This is a genomic window from Maricaulis sp. (genome assembly GCF_030149425.1).
Lineage (GTDB): Bacteria > Pseudomonadota > Alphaproteobacteria > Caulobacterales > Maricaulaceae > Maricaulis.
In genome coordinates this window covers 1-16,315 of sequence record NZ_JASBRQ010000042.1, presented here as the reverse complement: position 1 = coordinate 16,315, position 16,315 = coordinate 1, and the positions used below count along the sequence as shown (strand labels likewise).

The 16,315-nt window shown below is 61.7% G+C and carries 12 protein-coding genes; 8 read left to right on the top strand and 4 right to left on the bottom strand.

Annotated features, from left to right (window positions below; translation table 11 throughout):
- Window positions 1–1,191: an alpha-hydroxy-acid oxidizing protein gene (locus tag Q1V57_RS06470; RefSeq protein ID WP_300528807.1), complete on the bottom strand. Its 1,191-nt coding sequence runs from the start codon at window positions 1,189–1,191 to the stop codon at window positions 1–3.
- Window positions 1,192–1,333: 142 nt separating this feature from the next.
- Between Q1V57_RS06470 and Q1V57_RS06465 the strand changes: the two genes are divergently transcribed.
- A complete protein-coding gene (locus tag Q1V57_RS06465) occupies window positions 1,334–1,711 on the top strand; it encodes a hypothetical protein (protein WP_300528806.1) in 378 nt (125 codons plus the stop codon).
- Window positions 1,712–1,729: 18 nt separating this feature from the next.
- On the opposite strand, the gene Q1V57_RS06460 is transcribed toward Q1V57_RS06465, so the two are convergent.
- A complete protein-coding gene (locus Q1V57_RS06460; protein ID WP_300528805.1) occupies window positions 1,730–3,646 on the bottom strand; it encodes an ATP-binding protein in 1,917 nt (638 codons plus the stop codon).
- 186 nt (window positions 3,647–3,832) lie between these two features.
- On the opposite strand from Q1V57_RS06460, the gene Q1V57_RS06455 reads away from it, so the two are divergent.
- Together Q1V57_RS06455 and Q1V57_RS06450 are read left to right on the top strand one after the other, a co-directional pair.
- A complete protein-coding gene (locus tag Q1V57_RS06455; RefSeq protein WP_300528804.1) occupies window positions 3,833–4,957 on the top strand; it encodes an efflux RND transporter periplasmic adaptor subunit in 1,125 nt (374 codons plus the stop codon).
- Window positions 4,954–8,076 (top strand): efflux RND transporter permease subunit, encoded by a 3,123-nt coding sequence (locus Q1V57_RS06450; protein WP_300528803.1) that lies wholly within the window; start codon window positions 4,954–4,956, stop codon window positions 8,074–8,076. The genes Q1V57_RS06455 and Q1V57_RS06450 overlap by 4 nt, the downstream gene beginning before the upstream one ends.
- A 5-nt stretch (window positions 8,077–8,081) precedes the next feature.
- On the opposite strand, the gene Q1V57_RS06445 is transcribed toward Q1V57_RS06450, so the two are convergent.
- Window positions 8,082–9,782: an ATP-binding protein gene (locus tag Q1V57_RS06445; protein ID WP_300528801.1), complete on the bottom strand. Its 1,701-nt coding sequence runs from the start codon at window positions 9,780–9,782 to the stop codon at window positions 8,082–8,084.
- A 198-nt stretch (window positions 9,783–9,980) separates the two neighbouring features.
- On the opposite strand from Q1V57_RS06445, the gene Q1V57_RS06440 reads away from it, so the two are divergent.
- The 4 genes from Q1V57_RS06440 to fsa all read left to right on the top strand — a co-directional run bounded on the left by Q1V57_RS06440 (window position 9,981) and on the right by fsa (window position 14,052).
- Window positions 9,981–11,489: an NAD(P)/FAD-dependent oxidoreductase gene (locus tag Q1V57_RS06440; RefSeq protein ID WP_300528800.1), complete on the top strand. Its 1,509-nt coding sequence runs from the start codon at window positions 9,981–9,983 to the stop codon at window positions 11,487–11,489.
- Window positions 11,486–12,328, top strand: a complete 843-nt coding sequence (locus tag Q1V57_RS06435; protein WP_300528798.1) for an SDR family NAD(P)-dependent oxidoreductase — start codon at window positions 11,486–11,488, stop codon at window positions 12,326–12,328. The genes Q1V57_RS06440 and Q1V57_RS06435 overlap by 4 nt, the downstream gene beginning before the upstream one ends.
- Window positions 12,328–13,296 carry an alpha/beta fold hydrolase gene (locus Q1V57_RS06430; protein WP_300528796.1) on the top strand — a complete coding sequence of 323 codons (969 nt, stop codon included), beginning with the start codon at window positions 12,328–12,330 and terminating at the stop codon, window positions 13,294–13,296. Before Q1V57_RS06435 ends, Q1V57_RS06430 begins: the two co-directional genes overlap by 1 nt.
- 102 nt (window positions 13,297–13,398) lie before the next feature.
- The gene (fsa, locus tag Q1V57_RS06425) at window positions 13,399–14,052 is read left to right on the top strand and encodes a fructose-6-phosphate aldolase (RefSeq protein WP_366145098.1); all 654 of its coding nucleotides are present in this window, start codon (window positions 13,399–13,401) and stop codon (window positions 14,050–14,052) included.
- Window positions 14,053–14,098: 46 nt separating this feature from the next.
- Here fsa and Q1V57_RS06420 read toward each other — a convergent pair whose 3' ends face one another.
- Window positions 14,099–14,350: a hypothetical protein gene (locus Q1V57_RS06420; protein ID WP_300528792.1), complete on the bottom strand. Its 252-nt coding sequence runs from the start codon at window positions 14,348–14,350 to the stop codon at window positions 14,099–14,101.
- A 290-nt stretch (window positions 14,351–14,640) separates the two neighbouring features.
- Here Q1V57_RS06420 and ccoN point away from each other — a divergent pair, with 290 nt between their 5' ends.
- Window positions 14,641–16,287 (top strand): cytochrome-c oxidase, cbb3-type subunit I, encoded by a 1,647-nt coding sequence (gene ccoN, locus Q1V57_RS06415; protein ID WP_366145096.1) that lies wholly within the window; start codon window positions 14,641–14,643, stop codon window positions 16,285–16,287.
- The last annotated feature ends 28 nt before the right edge of the window (window positions 16,288–16,315 follow it).

Sequence of the window (16,315 nt, the reverse complement as noted above, 5' to 3'; positions counted from 1 at the left end):
TTACCCGACCCGCTGCGCCCCCTCCGTGCGCACCTGCGCCAAGCTTGGATAGCCGTTCACGGCCATCATCAGATCGGCTTCCGCGAGGATGCATTTGAGCACGTGCGCTGCGCCTTCGGCACCGCCCAGGGCGAGGCCATAGGTGTAGGGCCTGCCGACGCCAACCGCGCTGGCGCCGAGAGCAATCGCCTTGATCATGTCCGAACCGGAGCGGATGCCGCTGTCGAACCAGACCGGGGTGTCGCCGGCACCTTTGACCACGGCGGGCAGCATATCGATCGCGCCGATCCCGCCATTGGCCTGACGGCCGCCATGATTGGAGCAATAGATCGCATCAATGCCCATATCGGCGGCCTTGCGGGCGTCCTCTTCATGACAAATGCCCTTGAGGACGATGGGAAGCTTGGTGCTCTCGCGCAGCCAGGGGATATGCTCCCAGGTCAGGACCTCGCCGAACACGCCGGCCCAGGTCAGGATCGCGGATTGCAGGTCGTCCTCCGGCGGGGCCGCGAGTAGGCTGCGAAACACCGGGTCGCAGAAATAATTCTCCAGCACATGGCCGCGCAATTGCGGAAAGTTCGCGGTCTTGAGATCGCGTGGCCGCCAGCCGGTCACCCAGGTGTCCAGCGTCACCACGATGGCCTTGTAGCCGGCATTTTCCGCCCGCGAGATCAGGCTTTGCGCCAGTTCCCGGTTTTTTGGCGTGTAGAGCTGGAAATAGGCGGGGACATCGCCGCAGTGCTGGATCACCTCTTCGAGCGGATCATTGGCCAGGGTCGAAGCCACAAAGGGCACGCCGGACAGCGCCGAGGCCTTGGCACAGGCGATATCGCCATGGCCGTCCTGGGTGCAGATACCATTGACGCCGATCGGGGCCATGAAGGCGGGGCTGGGCAGGGTGTCGCCGAACAGATCGATGGAGAGATCGCGCTGGGCGCAATCCACCAGCATGCGCGGCACCATGCCCCAATGGGCAAACGCCGAGGCATTGCGGTCCTGGGTCAGCTCATCCCCGCAGCCACCCTGGACATAGGAGAGAACATGCGGTGGTAGGGCGGCCTGGGCGCGCGCGACCAGATCCTCGAAGTCGACCGGGAATTCCGGGACCACACCTTGCAGGCCGTTGAAATAGATCTCGTTCTGAAAGCCACCATAGTTCGGGCTGGGCGGCTGGTCGCCGTCTTGGGCCATCATTTTCTCCCCTGCGCGCTATCCGCGTCCGTGGCGCGGAAGGTTAGGCAAACTTGCGCTGCGAGGGAAGCGCCGGCCCCCGTCTTGCGCTCGGCCGGGAATGCGGGGCAGGGTGGGGTGGTCGCCGAAGGAGAATGGTGTGATGACCAGCAAACCCCTGCCGCCGCAAAACCTGGCCAAGCGGGATCTGTCTGGCTGGCCTTTCCTGCATCAGCAGGGCGCCAGCGTGTGCCGTGGATTTGCCGTCGCCTTCCGAGCCGATGGTGATGAATGGGAACTGGATGTGCGCGATGTCGAATATCTCGACTGGCGAAAAGGCGAGTGGGTGCTGGAGATGAAGCAGGACACCTATGGCGGCGCCATCCGCTCACCCGGCAATATCGAAGAAGACAGCGATGACGGGATGATCAGTGTCTATGGTTACGGCACGGAGACCTATCTTGCGGTGCCGTGCAAGAAGCCCTGGTCAAAGATTGACTGGCCGGAGACCGATAGCTGGGAGGGCGGGCCGCTGGAATAAAGCGGTCGAGCGGAGCGTCTAGATACGCTCGGCTTGCAGTGCCGCCGCCCCGGTAGCCGCCACCAGGGCGTCCGGGTCGAACGGTTTGACAAAGAAGCCGGAAATACCGAGTGCATCGACCCGTTGCCGGGTTTCCGCCGTTGCATCGGCGGTGACTGCGAATATGGGGGTGTCGCGACACTCAATTTTTCGGATCTGACGGATCGCTTCCTCGCCACTCATTTCCGGCATGTGCAGATCGAGAAGGAGCACGGCCGGATCGTGTTCCTTGTAGAGCTCGATCGCCTCGCGCCCATTGCGGGCATGCAGGACCTCGAATCCGCCTTGTTCAAGCACTTCGCGGATGACCATGAAGTTCACCGTCTTGTCCTCGGCAACCAAAACGGTCGCTCCGGCTGCGGCATAGACTTCCGGCCGGCCACTGACCGGCGAGAGGCGGAGTTCGGGTTCGGCCAGGGGAAGGGGCCATTCAAACCAGAAATCCGCCCCCTGGCCCGGCTGCGAACTGACACCGATATCGCCGCCAGCCAGACCCACCAGTTCGCGGCTGATCGACAGGCCCAGCCCGGCACCGTCATGGCGCCGTTCCGCCGAGGTGTCGGCCTGGGCGAACCGGTCGAAGATCGCGTCCTGCAAATCCCTGTCGAGCCCGGGACCGGTATCAGCAACACTGATCCTGATGCGGCCGGGTTGAGGTTCACTGACGCGGAGCGTAACGGTGCCTTTCTCGGTGAATTTGACCGCATTGCCGAGCAGGTTGAGTACGACCTGGCGAAGACGTTTTTCATCGCCGAGACGATCCGCGGGCAGGCTGTCCGGCAGGTCGGCGATCAGTTGCAGACCCTTGCGGCTGGCCTGCGGCGCGACGACTGAAATCGTTCCGTCGAGCAGGGCGTGCAGATCGAAGGCCTGGTGCTCAAGCTGTATCTGGCCGGCTTCGATGCGCGACATGTCGAGAATGTCCTCGATCAGGCTCTGCATCGCCGTGCCGCAATCCTCGAGCATTTTGGCATAGCCCTGCTGTTTCTCATCCAGCTCGGTGCGCTTGATGATGCGGGTCATGCCCAGAATGCCGTTCAGCGGTGTGCGGATTTCATGGCTCATATTAGCCACGAAGCGTGACTTCGCCCGGGAGGCGGCTTCAGCGGCCATCTTGGCGGTTTCTGCCTCGGCCTTGGCGGTTTCGGCCTGCTTGAGCGCGTCTTCCAGCGCCAGGGAGCGTTCCTTGGCCTCGGTGATGTCGTGGAACGAGCCGACAAGGCGGACCGGCTTGCCGTCAATCCGGACAACCTTGCCTTTGGCCATGACCCAGATGCGATTGCCTTTCGCGGTGATTAGCGGGGCTTCGACTTCCCAGACATCACCGGTCTCGACGGCATTGTTGACCGCATTGGAGATTTTGTCCCGGGCCTCCGGGGCGTAAAAATTGACCGCCTCTTCCATGCTGGGCACGTAACCCGGCTCGACCTCATGGATGGCACAGGTCACATCATCCCAGCGCGGGATCATATCGTCGAGGCTGACTTCCCAGCTGCCGACCCGGGCAATCGTGGCCATCAGCTCAAGGCGCGTGATCATGCTTTGCAGGCGGATCTGGCTTTCCACGCGCTCGGTAATGTCGGTGGCGACGAAATAAATGATGTCGTCATCACCGACGGAACTGGCCCAGTCGAGCCAGATATATTCGCCGTTCGACTTCCTGTAGCGGTTGGTGAAGTTGAGAATCGACCGGCCTGCGACCGAGTTCTTACCGATACTCACCGTGGCTTCGACATCGTCGGGATGGACGAAGTCCAACCAGGGTGTGCCTTCCAATTCCTCAAGCGGGTAGCCCAGCACATTGCTCCAGTGAGGGCTGAGATGAACAAATAATCCATCCTTGGTCGCCGTCCCCAGCAATGAGGGGACGTTTAGGAATAGCCGTTCAAGCTCCATGTATGGGAGTCCCTGTGCGCAAACCTGGTACTTGCTTGAAACTGAACCACACTTCCCTGCCGGGTTTAAGGGGCGCGCATAAAATAACCGAGCCTTGTTCTGTTTTGCCGGGGCACAGATTAAGCTGAATTCAGGCGTTGAAACCGAGACTTTTTGAGACATATCCGGGCTCAAAGGAGTTTCCCTATGCGCCGTGCTGCTTTTCTTATCGCCGTTCTGGTGGCTTTTGCCGCAATGACCGCCATCGTCGCTTTCCGCGTGCTGACGCCTGAACCGCAAACGCGCGGCGGATGGGGTGGCCGGACCATGCCGGTGGCGGCGCATACGGTGCGTGACCAGGACTTCGCCGACATCGTCGAAGCGCTCGGAACAGCACGCGCAGACGAGACCGTGACGATTACGGCGCGGGTGTCGGACACGATCTCGGCGCTCTATTTCGACAGCGGCCAGCGGGTCGAGGCCGGGGATATCCTGGTCGAACTCACCGATACCGAAGAGGCGGCCGGTCTGGCAGAAGCGCGCGCGACCTTGCGTGAGGCGGGCAGTGAGTATGATCGCGTCAATGGCTTGGTCGAGCGCGGTATCGCCTCGCGGCAGCGGCTCGATGAGGTCAACGCTACGGTCAGCCGGGCCCGGGCCAGGGTTTCTTCGCTGGAGGCGCAATTGGCCGATCGCATTGTCCGGGCTCCGTTTTCCGGCATTGTTGGTCTGCGTGAGGTCAGTGTTGGCGGTCTGGTCCGGCCGGGCGATGCTATCACCAGCCTTGATGATACGCGCATCATCAAGCTCGATTTTACTGTTCCGGAACGCTTCCTGGCCTCGCTGCGGCCCGGCCTTCCGATCGAGGCAGTGACTTCCGCTTATCCGGGCGAGGTGTTTGCCGGGGCCATTGCCCAGATCGACAGCCGGATCGACCCGGTCACGCGAGCGGTCACTGTGCGGGCGGAAATTGCCAATGACGATGGCCGTCTGTTGCCGGGCCAGCTCATGGCGGTCGAGATCGAGCGCGATGTCCGCCGCTCCCCGGCCATCCCCGGTTCGGCGATCACCCGCTATCTCGACGACAGTTTTGTCTTCGTCCTGATCGAAGAGGGCGAGGCCGCCCGGATCGAGCGCCGCCGTATCGAGATCGGACGCCGTGAAGGCGGAATGGTGGAGGTCAGCGCGGGCGTGGAAGACGGTGTGCTGATCGTGCGCGATGGTGTGCACCGCGTGCGCGAAGGCATGCGCGTGTCCATTACCGAACGCAGCGAACCGGCCGGCGGCGGTAACACCGCCGGCATCGCCGCCAGCCAGACGAGCCCGCAATGACCCTGTCTGATATTGCCGTTCGCCGCCCGGTCCTGGCCTTTGTCGCGAGTGCACTGATTGTTGTTTTCGGGGTGCTGGGGCTGCGTGAGCTGCCATTGCGCGAACTGCCAGATGTGGACCAACCCATCGTCTCGGTCTCCGCAGCCTATCCCGGGGCCAATGCGGAAGTGGTCGAGAACCGCGTGACGCAGATTATCGAGGATCAGCTTTCCGGCATTGACGGGATCGACACCATCACCTCGTCTTCACGTGATGGCAGCGCCAGCGTCTCCATCACGTTCACACTCGAGCGCGATATCGAGGCCGCCGCCAATGATGTGCGCGATGCGGTTTCGCGTGCGGTGGATCGTCTGCCGCAGGATGTCGAGACCATCGAAGTGCGCAAGCAGGACGGCGATGCGCGGCCCTTCATGTGGTACTCGCTGATGTCCGACCGGATGACCTCGGAAGAGCTGTCGGACTATGCCGCGCGGACCATGGTGGACCGTTTCAGCGTGATCGACGGTATCGCCCAGGTCCGGCTTGGCGGCGAGCGCCGCTATGCCATCCGCATCTGGCTTGATCCGCGGGCCATGGCGGCCCGGGGGATTACCGTCAGCGATATCGAACAGGCATTGCGGACCCAGAATGTCGAGGTTCCGGGCGGCTCGGTGGAAACACCCGATACCCAGATTGTCGTGCGCGTCGAACGTATTTTCGGTGATCCGGAGAGCTTTGCCCGCCTGCCGGTCGGGCGCGGCGAGGATGGACACATCATTCGCCTGGCCGAGGTCGCTGAGGTTTCCCGCGAGGCGGAGCAGAGCCGAACGCTGTTCCGGGGTAATGGCAATAACATGATCGGGCTGGGCTTTGTGCGTCAAAGCCAGGCCAATTCCGTGGAGGTCGCCGACCGTATCGAAGAAGTCGCGGCACGGGTTCGCAATACGCTGCCGGAGGGCATGAGCCTGATCGTCGCGTCCGACGACACCGTGTTTATCGAGGAGTCGATCAAGGAAGTCTGGCGCACCCTGCTGGTCGCCGCGACGCTGGTTGTGTTCGTTATCTACCTCTTCCTGGGCTCATTCCGGGCCGCAATCATCCCTGCTGCGGTGGTTCCTGTGTGCCTGATCGGCGTGTTTGCGGCGCTCGCTTGGGCGGGTTTCTCGATCAATATCCTGACCCTGCTGGCCCTGGTCCTGGCGATCGGCCTGGTGGTGGATGATTCCATCGTCGTGCTGGAAAATATCCAGCGCCGTGTGGATATGGGCGAGGGGCCGGCTCTGGCCTCGCTGCGTGGCGGACGCCAGGTATTTTTCGCGGTTGTGGCGACGACGGCGGTGCTGGTTGCTGTGTTTGTCCCCCTGGTCTTCCTGCCGGGCTTTATCGGCCGGCTGTTTACCGAGCTGTCTCTGACCATTGCCGCGGCGGTGGTGATCTCCAGCTTCGTCGCCCTGACCCTGTCACCGATGATGGCTTCGAAACTCCTGCGCCCGACCCGCGAGGCGCGTGGACCAGCGAAATGGGTTGATGGCCTGGTCAAGCGTTTGCGGGCCAGCTACCGCTCCAGTCTGGAGATTGCGCTGAAAGCCCCCTGGATGGCCGTGCCGCTGGTCCTGGTGGCCATTGGCGGTTCCGGGCTGTTGCTCAACCGGTTGCCGGGCGAGCTCACGCCGCCGGAGGATCGTGGCGGTTTCTTCGGATTTTTCTCCGGACCTGAAGGCGCAAGCTTTGACTATATGTCCGGTCAGGCGGACCAGATCGAAGACATCATGCTCGACTATATCGAGCGCGATGAGCTGCGCCGTGTCCTGGTCGTGGCGCCGGGCTGGGGTGGTTCCGGTTTCAATTCCGGCATTGTCATCGGCACGATGGTGCCCTGGGATGAGCGCCGTCCGGGCGGGGCGATTGTCGGCGAGATTAATGGCCGCTTTGCCCAGCTTACGGGCGTGCGGGCCTTTGCATCCATGCGCTCCTCGATCCGGGGCGGCGGCAATGGCGACGATATTTCCTTTGTTATCCAGGGGCCCGACTATGCCGCTATTGATGCCGAGGCCGAGCGGCTTTTGATGGCTATCCGGGCGGAGAATCCCAATCTTCTTCGTGCACGAAAGAACTATCAGCCGACAAGCCCGCGCCTGGTGGTCGATATTGACCGCGAACGCGCGGCCGCGCTGGGCGTGTCGGTCGCTGACATCGGCACGACGCTGCAGACCCATCTCGGATCGCGCCGTGTCGGCCAGTTCATCGAGCGGGGCGAAGCCTATAACGTGATCATGGAGAACCGGCGCGAGGAACGCGCCAGCGCCCAGGACCTGGAGACGCTCTACGTGTCCGGCCGCGATAATCGTCTCATCCCGCTTTCCAATCTGGTCAGTGTGCGCGAAGTCGGCGAAGCCTCCTCGCGCAACCGGGTCGACCGGCAGCGCGCGATCACCATTTCAGCCACTCTGGACGAGGGCTATAATCTGGGTGATGCGGTGGACTGGCTGGATGACTGGGCCGCACGCGAGCTGGCGCCGGAGATGGGGACGAGTTTCCTTGGCGGGGCCAAGGAATTCCTCGAGGCCAACCAGGCCCTCCTGTTTGCTTTCGGCATGGCCCTGTTGATCGTCTTCCTCGTTCTGGCCGCACAGTTTGAAAGCCTGATCCAGCCGCTGGTGATCATGCTGACGGTACCGCTGGCGATTGCCGGCGGGCTGTTCGGCCTCGAGATGATCGGGTCCAGCCTGAACATCTACTCCCAGATCGGCCTGGTCATTCTGATCGGACTGGCGGCGAAGAACGGTATTCTCATCGTCGAATTCGCCAACCAGCTGCGCGAAGATGGGCGTGACCTTCTGACCGCCACACTGGATGCAGCGGAAACCCGCTTCCGGCCCATTTTGATGACCGGCCTGTCGACAGCGATCGGAGCGGCCCCGCTGGTGCTGGCCACCGGTCCGGGCTCGGAAAGCCGGATTACCATTGGTGTGGTCATCTTCTCGGGCGTCGCCGTTGCCACGGTCTTCACCCTGTTCGTTGTTCCGGTCGCCTATGGCGTGCTTGGCCGCTTTACCAAGACGCCGAACTGGATGCGCAACAAGCTCGAGGCAGAAGCCCGCGACGCTGGCGGCAAGGCGGTCGAAGTCGCAGCCGAATAGGCCGTCTAGAGCGCTTGCTTCATGGCATCGGCTGCGCCGGTATGCGCGGCGATCATGGCGTCGAGATCGGAAATCTGGACCGGCTTGCCCAGCAGGCCGGACATACCGGCGGCCAGATAGGTCTGGCGGTCTTCTTCCATGGCGCTGGCCGTCAGGGCGATGATCGGCGCGCCGGTCGACAGGCCGGCATCGGCGAGCAGGGCCGCGGTTGCGGCCAACCCGTCCATCTCCGGCATGTGGATATCCATCAAGATGATGTCGAAAGCGGTCTCGCGGGCTTTGGCGACCCCCTCAGCACCGCTGGCAGCGGTTTCCACCTGATGCCCGAGATGCCCGAGGAGACTACCGGCAACAGTCCGGTTGATCGATTGATCGTCGACAACGAGCACGCGGCGCGCGGTGCGCTGAGCCGGTTTTGTCGCCGCCGGCTCGGTGTGTTCCTGCCGCGGTGCGTCTGCCAGATCGTCGATCGGCAGGTTGAACCAGAAGGTTGAGCCTTTCCCTTTGGCGCTTTCCACACCGATATCGCCATTCATCAGTGACACGAGGTCCCGGCAGATCGACAGACCCAGCCCGGTGCCGCCATAGCGCCGCGTGGTCGAGGCATCGGCCTGCATGAAGCGCTGGAAAATCTGAGCGCGCGCCTGCTCGGTCATGCCGATCCCGGTATCGCGGACGCTGAAGCGCAGGGTGTTTTCAAGTTCCGGATCGCGGTCGACGATCAGGGTCACGCTGCCGGTCTCGGTGAATTTCACGGCATTGCCGACCAGGTTCCATAACACTTGTCGCACCCGCGTCGGGTCGAGCTCGATCCAGTGGGGCAGGGCTTCGCAGTAGTCGAGCTCAAGCGAGACATCGGTGTTTTCCACCTTGGCCTTGAACAGGCTCAGCACGTCGCGGCACAGGGCATTGACGTCGGTCGGCATGGGTATGATCTCGATCGCGCCCTGTTCCAGCTTGGATATGTCGAGAATATCGTCGAGTACGGCCACCAGAGTGCGGGCAGACGAATGCATGATCTCGACATGTTCATGCGACGCGGTTCCGGTCTTGCTGGAACGCGCCAGATCGAGCAGGCCGAGAATGCCGTTCATGGGCGTGCGGATTTCATGGCTCATATTGGCCAGGAAGGTCGTCTTCGCGCGCTCGGCCTGGCGCGATTCCTCCAGCATGCGGCGCATGGCCATGGAAAAGCCGATGACCAGGACGAGGGCGAAGATCGTGGTCGTCGACAACAGGATCACGCTGGCGATCTTCACCGCCTCGTCGGAATAAGGCGTGGCCCGGATGATGCCGGTCGGTTCCAGCAGCCACAGGCCGATAAAGGACAGGACGGCCAGCCCGCCATAGATCAGGGCGGCCCGGGCGGAGAGGAAATATCCGGCGGCCAGGGGTGCTGCGATAATGAAGGGCGTCACATAGCCGGTGACGCCGCCATTACTGGTCGAGGCGAGAAAGGCGGTTAGCTGGGCTGTGATGATAAAGCTGTGGGCGGTGAGGCTGTAATTCCACTGCCGCCAGGCCGAAACCGAGAGCAGGGCAAAAATGCTCGTGGCCACAAAGCCAACGATCTTGGCCGGTGAGATGCCGGGCATCAGCACTGTGATCAGCGAGAGGTAGACCAACAAGACCACTGCGAAGGACAGGCATGTCCGCCCCAGGATCCGGTTCTTGGCCTCAATTGAGATGACGTGATCGCCGGTCAATACCTGCCCCGCTCAACTTCTCTGGCAGCTTATTAAGCATATCCGGTTTGACAATGGATGAACGGGAATACGGACCATTCTGTCTCCGGCTATGCAGCGACCGCAGCTCGCCCGCCCGCACCCTTGTCATCGATCAGCGAACAGTGTTCACTTTCGCCGGCTGCGAGCCGGGAGGGGCTTGCCAGGTGGAGAGTGATCATGAGTGAAGCGATGGCCGAATATGTCGATGTTCTGATCGTCGGCGCGGGCGTGTCCGGCGTCGGGGCGGCGCATCATCTCCAGCGCCGTGCGCCCGGCAAGAGCTATATGATCTTCGAGGCGCGCGACGGCATGGGCGGGACCTGGGACTTGTTCCGCTATCCCGGTATTCGCTCGGATAGCGACATGCACACATTCGGCTATGCCTTCAAACCCTGGGAAGACGGCAAGGTGTTTGCCGATGGGCCGGCGATCCGCAATTACGTCAAGGAAACTGCCGACGAGTCCGGCATCACCCCGCATATCCGCTTCAAGCATCGCGTCCTTTCCTCCAACTGGAATTCCCGGACCGCGCGCTGGGAAGTGGAGGCCAAGCGCACCGATACGGGCGAGCGGGTGAAGGTGGAGTGCCGCTTCTTGATGATGTGTTCGGGCTATTACCGCTATGATCACGGCCATGTCGTGCACTGGGAGGGCGAGAAGGAATTCGCCGGTGACATCATTCATCCCCAGCACTGGCGCGAGGATTATGATTATACCGGCAAGAAGGTGGTGATCATCGGCTCGGGGGCGACGGCGGTCACCCTGGTGCCGGCGATGGCGGAGAAGGCCGGGCATGTGACCATGCTGCAGCGTTCGCCGACCTATATCGCACCGCGCCCCTCGGTCGATCCGGTGGCGAACTTCCTGCGCAAAGTCATGCCGAGCAAGGCGGCCTATTCGGCAACTCGGATCAAGAATGTCCTGATCTCAATTATCTTTTTCGAGATCGCCCAGCGCTGGCCGGGTTGGGTGAAAAACCAGGTTCACAAATATATTCGCGATGAGCTCGGCGACGACTACGACATCGATAAGCACTTCACCCCAAAGTATAATCCCTGGGATGAGCGCTTCTGCGCGGCGCCGGATGGCGATTTCTTCCAGTCGCTTAAAAAGGGCGAGGCCTCGGTCGTCACCGATCAGATCGAGCGCTTCACCAAGACCGGTATTCAGCTCAAATCCGGTGAACATCTCGAAGCGGACCTGATTATCCCGGCGACCGGGCTGGAAATGCTGCTCGCCGGCGGCATGGCAATGCAGGTCGACGGACGCGAGATCAGCCCGCCCGAGACCGTCAGCTATCGCGGCATGATGCTCAGCCAATTGCCCAATCTGGCGCTGGCCTTCGGTTACACCAATGCGTCCTGGACCTTGAAGATTGACCTGACCTGCGAGCGGGTCTGCCGTCTGCTCAATCACATGGACGCCAAGGGTTATGATTATTGTGTGCCCGAGCCGCCTGAAGGGATTGAGACGCAGCCGCTCCTCAACCTGCAATCGGGCTATATCAAACGGGCCGAACCCTACCTGCCCAAACAGGGCGTTGAGCCGCCCTGGCGGACCTATCAGAACTATATCCAGGACATGCTGGCGATCCGCTATGGCAAGCTGGAAGACGGCGCTCTGCAGTTCTACTGCAAAAGCGGCGAGGGGGCCTCGGCGCCGCGCGAACTGGCGGCCGCAGAATGAGCGCGCGCCTGTCCTTCGCCGGCAAGACAGCGGTGATCACCGGGGCGGCCAGCGGTATCGGCCGCGCCCTGGCCCAGGCTCTGGCAGCGCGGGGCTGTGATCTCGCCCTGGCCGATATCAATGCGGACGGCCTGGAGGAAACCGCGGCAGCGCTGCGCTCGAATGAGCGCAAGGTCACCACGCATATTGTCGATGTCGGCGACAAGGAGGCGATCAAGGCCTTCGCGGACGCGGTCGAAGCCGAGCATGGTGCGGCCCATCTCCTGTTCAACAATGCGGGCGTGGCCGCCGGCGGGCGGTTCGAGCAGATTTCGGAAGCGGATTTCGAGTGGCTGATCGGCATCAATTTCTGGGGCCCGATCCGCATGACGCGCGCCTTCCTGCCCCTGATGCGACGCAGCGGTGAAGGTCATATCACCAACATATCCAGTATTTTCGGGGTGATAGCCCCGGCCGGCCAGACCGCCTATTCGGCGTCAAAATTTGGTGTGCGCGGTTTCTCCGATGCCTTGCGGCACGAGATGCTGGATGATCCGATCAAGGTCACCACGGTGCATCCGGGTGGGGTCAATACATCGATCGCCAAGAATGCCCGCATGTCGGCGCACAATACCGCTGAGGAAATCGAAGCGGGACAGAAACAGGCGGCGGAGAATCTGGTCATGCCGCCACCACAGGCCGCTGAGATCATTCTGCGCGGCGTCGAGCGGCGCAAACCGCGGGTGCTTGTCGGACGTGATGCGCATCTTCTGGCCTGGTTCGAAAAACTCATGCCGTCGAATTACTGGCGCTTCATGCAAGGCCGTCTCGGCGTTGCCAACAAACAGGAAGCAAGCTGATGAGCCTTTGGATATTGGGACTTCTGGGCCTGGTCGTTTTTGCCTTCCTGGCCGCGGGCACCGGCTTTGCGCTGTTTTCCCGCAATGTCGGCGCCAAGGTGGAAGAAGCCCTGCCGCCGGCCGGTCGCAAGACGGCTGTGGACGGCGGAGTGATTCATTTCGTCGAAGCCGGTAAAGGCCAGCCGATCGTCATGATCCATGGCCTGGCCGGCAATCTGCACAATTTCACCTATGCCATGACCGGTGCCCTGGCCGATGATTATCGCGTTATCGCCCTGGACCGGCCGGGATGTGGTTATTCCACCCGCGATGCGGATGACCGTGCGCGACTGCCTGAACAGGCCGCCATGGTGGCAGAGTTTCTGGAGCGCGAAGGCATTGAGAAGCCCCTGATCGTCGGTCACTCCCTGGGCGGGGCGCTATCGCTGTTCCTGGCGCTCAATCATCCTGAACGCGTCGGTGGACTGGCCATGATCTCGCCGCTGACCGCGGAGCAGGATGATGCGCCGGGCGCTTTTGAGTCGATCAATATCGCCAATCCCGGCGTGCGGCGCCTGGTGGCCGGTACGCTGGCCGTGCCGATGACGATCCGCAATGGTGACAAGGCTCTGGCTGAGGTCTTTGGTCCGGAACCGGCACCGGAGGATTTTCGCACCCGGGGCGGTTCGCTGCTCTCCTTGCGTCCGGAGGCCTTCTATGCGGCGGCGACGGATCTGCATGCCGTGCCGCCGGAAATGCGGACGGTGCAGTCGCGCTATCACGAGCTCACCCATCCGATGGGCATGCTGTATGGCGATGGTGACCGCATCCTGCACTGGAAGACGCATATTGCGCCGATCCAGGCGGCCCGGGAGGATCTCGACCTGGAAGTGCTCGAAGGTGTCGGCCACATGCCGCTGATCACCCAGCCGGAGCGCACCGAAGCCTTTATCCGGCGAATGGCCGGCCGGGTTTTCGCTGGCGCCTAGCCAGCTCCCGGTCTGGAGCTGATCCGGCCCGATAAGGTGCTCGACCTTTAATCCGTATCATGGCACATGCGCGGTCAGCGCAAACAAGGAATGGCCACTCTCATGAAATTCTTCATCGACACCGCAGATACCGCAGAAATCCGCGATATGGCGGAGGTCGGCCTGCTTGACGGCGTGACCACCAACCCGTCCCTGATCATGAAGTCGGGCCGCGATTTCATCGAGGTGATCAAGGAGATCTGCGCACTGGTCGATGGTCCCGTGAGCGCCGAAGTGACCGCGATGGACTCTGACCAGATGGTGGTCGAGGGTCTCAAGCTGGCCAAGCTGGCAGATAATGTCGTGGTCAAGCTGCCGCTCACCTGGGATGGCCTCAAGGCGTGCCGCCGTCTGGTCTCAGACGGTGTTCAGACCAATGTCACGCTGTGTTTTTCGGCCAATCAGGGCCTGCTGGCCGCGAAGGCGGGGGCGACCTTCATCTCGCCCTTTATCGGCCGGCTCGATGATCTCGGTGTCGACGGGATGGAGCTGATCCACGATCTGCGCGCGATCTACGATAATTACGGCTTCGAGACTGAAATCCTGGCGGCGTCGATCCGCTCTGCGGCGCATGTACAGGAATGTGCGATTGCCGGCGCCGATGTGGCGACCGTGCCGCCGTCCGTGCTCAAAGGCCTGGTCAAGCATCAGCTGACGGATAAAGGGCTGGAAGCCTTCATGGCGGACTGGGCCAAGACCGGCCAGTCCATTCTCTAAGCCGCGGCGATTGTCTGAGCTGAAGTGATTCTCTGGGTGCGGGCGGTCAGACCGCCTGTGCCATCGCCGGCATCCGCTCCTGATCGCTTTCCAGGAAACGATTGAACGCGGCCAGCGTGTCGTGGCTCGTCGCCTCGATCTGCACCAGGCGGCGGCGAACGGTCTTGCGATTGGTCAGGAACAGGCATTCCGCTCCGCCCGGATCTTCATTTTCCAAGCGGGTCAAGAACCTCAGGACACGTTTTTGGAAGGCCAGAACTTCGGCATCGGATTCGAACGTGTGTGTCTGAGACAGCATTATATTCCCCCTGCGAACGTGGTTCGGTAACAACGCTCCCCGGTCTTGCGGAAGCGTTATACTCGCTCCTCACAGATACGCAGTGTGGCCCAGATTACCGTCGCTAGGCAATCTCCATTTAGTAACCAGAATCATTTTGTTGTATAAAAGCGACGGCGCGATACCCGCGCGGTGAGGGTCGCGACAAAATGCCATACTTATTTTGCGGAACAGCGACAAATTGCCATACAGATTTTGCGGATAGGCCCGCGTAACCCGGTGCGGTAGGCAATAGAAATCCGGGGGCGTCGATGACTTCGTCGCAATCACTTCAACGCAGCGGGGCAGATATAAGCCTTGTTGCGGTTGGACTTATCACCGTTTTAGGAGCGCTCTGGGCGCTCTTCGCGGCGGCTCACGCGCCAGACGCGGCCATGAAGGGCCAGTCCTGGCTAATTTTGGGGGGATTCCTGGTCGGGATCTTCCTCGTCGTCGGCGCGATCGCGCGCGGCGGCATCATCACCGATCAGCGCGAATATAGCGAAGACATTATCAAAGCCGGGGTTATCGCGGCGCTCTTCTGGGGCGCGGCCGGTTTGCTGGTCGGTGTCGTCATCGCCTTCCAGATGGCCTTCCCGGTGCTCAATATCGAGCAATTCGGCTTCACCAATTTCGGCCGTCTGCGTCCCTTGCACACCTCCGCCGTGATCTTTGCTTTCGGCGGTAATGTGCTTATCGCGACCTCCTTCTACGCGGTGCAGCGCACCTGCCGGACGCGCCTAGCAGGCGGTATCTGGCCCTGGTTCGTCTTCTGGGGGTATCATTTCTTCATCGTCATTGCCGCATCGGGCTATCTGATCGGCATCACCCAGGGCAAGGAATACGCCGAGCCGGAATGGTATGCCGACCTGTGGCTGACCATTGTCTGGGTCGCCTATCTCCTGGTCTTCCTGGGGACGCTGTGGAAGCGCAAGGAGCCGCACATCTATGTGGCCAACTGGTTCTTCCTCGCCTTCATCCTCACCATCGCCATGCTGCATGTGGTCAATAACCTGGCCATGCCGGTCGATTTCTTCGGCTCGCGCAGCTACTCGGCTTTCGCCGGGGTCCAGGACGCCCTGACCCAGTGGTGGTATGGCCACAACGCGGTCGGCTTCTTCCTGACCGCCGGCTTCCTGGGGATCATGTATTACTTCATTCCCAAGCGGGTGAACCGTCCGGTCTATTCCTACCGGCTCTCGATCATCCACTTCTGGTCGCTGATTTTCATCTATATCTGGGCGGGTCCGCACCACCTGCACTACACGGCCCTGCCGGAGTGGGCGCAGACGCTGGGCATGACCTTCTCGATCATGCTGTGGATGCCGTCCTGGGGTGGCATGATCAACGGCCTGATGACGCTGTCGGGCGCCTGGGACAAGCTGCGCACCGATCCGGTGGTCCGCATGCTGGTGCTCTCGGTCGCCTTCTACGGCATGTCGACCTTTGAAGGTCCGGTGATGTCGATCCGCGCTGTGAACTCGCTGTCGCACTACACCGACTGGACCATTGGCCACGTGCACTCCGGTGCCCTGGGCTGGGTCGGCTTCATCTCCTTCGGCGCCATCTACTGCCTGGTTCCCTGGCTGTGGAAGAAGAAGGGCATGTTCTCCAAGACCCTGGTCGACTGGCACTTCTGGATCGCGACCATAGGCATCATTCTCTACATCACCTCGATGTGGGCAGCCGGCATCCTGCAGGGCCTGTGGTGGCGCGCATACAACTCGCTCGGCTTCCTGGAGTACTCCTTCATCGAAACCGTCGAGGCCATGCACATCCAGTACATCATCCGGGCGGTAGGCGGCACGCTCTACCTCGTGGGTGCACTCATCATGATCTACAACGTCTATCGCACCATCAAAGATGATGTGACGGAAGCCGACGAGGCTGTCGTGCCTCAGCCGGCACTTGCGGAATAGGGGGGCGGACATGTCTGCGAAAGAAGGC

Coding starts and splice junctions, on each gene's coding strand:
- Q1V57_RS06435 (WP_300528798.1), top strand. CDS start 11,486: ATGAGCGCGCGCCTGTCCTTCGCCGGCAAGACAGCGGTGATCACCGGG.
- Q1V57_RS06440 (WP_300528800.1), top strand. CDS start 9,981: ATGAGTGAAGCGATGGCCGAATATGTCGATGTTCTGATCGTCGGCGCG.
- Q1V57_RS06420 (WP_300528792.1), bottom strand. CDS start 14,350: ATGCTGTCTCAGACACACACGTTCGAATCCGATGCCGAAGTTCTGGCC.
- Q1V57_RS06430 (WP_300528796.1), top strand. CDS start 12,328: ATGAGCCTTTGGATATTGGGACTTCTGGGCCTGGTCGTTTTTGCCTTC.
- Q1V57_RS06455 (WP_300528804.1), top strand. CDS start 3,833: ATGCGCCGTGCTGCTTTTCTTATCGCCGTTCTGGTGGCTTTTGCCGCA.
- ccoN (WP_366145096.1), top strand. CDS start 14,641: ATGACTTCGTCGCAATCACTTCAACGCAGCGGGGCAGATATAAGCCTT.
- fsa (WP_366145098.1), top strand. CDS start 13,399: ATGAAATTCTTCATCGACACCGCAGATACCGCAGAAATCCGCGATATG.
- Q1V57_RS06465 (WP_300528806.1), top strand. CDS start 1,334: ATGACCAGCAAACCCCTGCCGCCGCAAAACCTGGCCAAGCGGGATCTG.
- Q1V57_RS06460 (WP_300528805.1), bottom strand. CDS start 3,646: ATGGAGCTTGAACGGCTATTCCTAAACGTCCCCTCATTGCTGGGGACG.
- Q1V57_RS06450 (WP_300528803.1), top strand. CDS start 4,954: ATGACCCTGTCTGATATTGCCGTTCGCCGCCCGGTCCTGGCCTTTGTC.
- Q1V57_RS06470 (WP_300528807.1), bottom strand. CDS start 1,191: ATGGCCCAAGACGGCGACCAGCCGCCCAGCCCGAACTATGGTGGCTTT.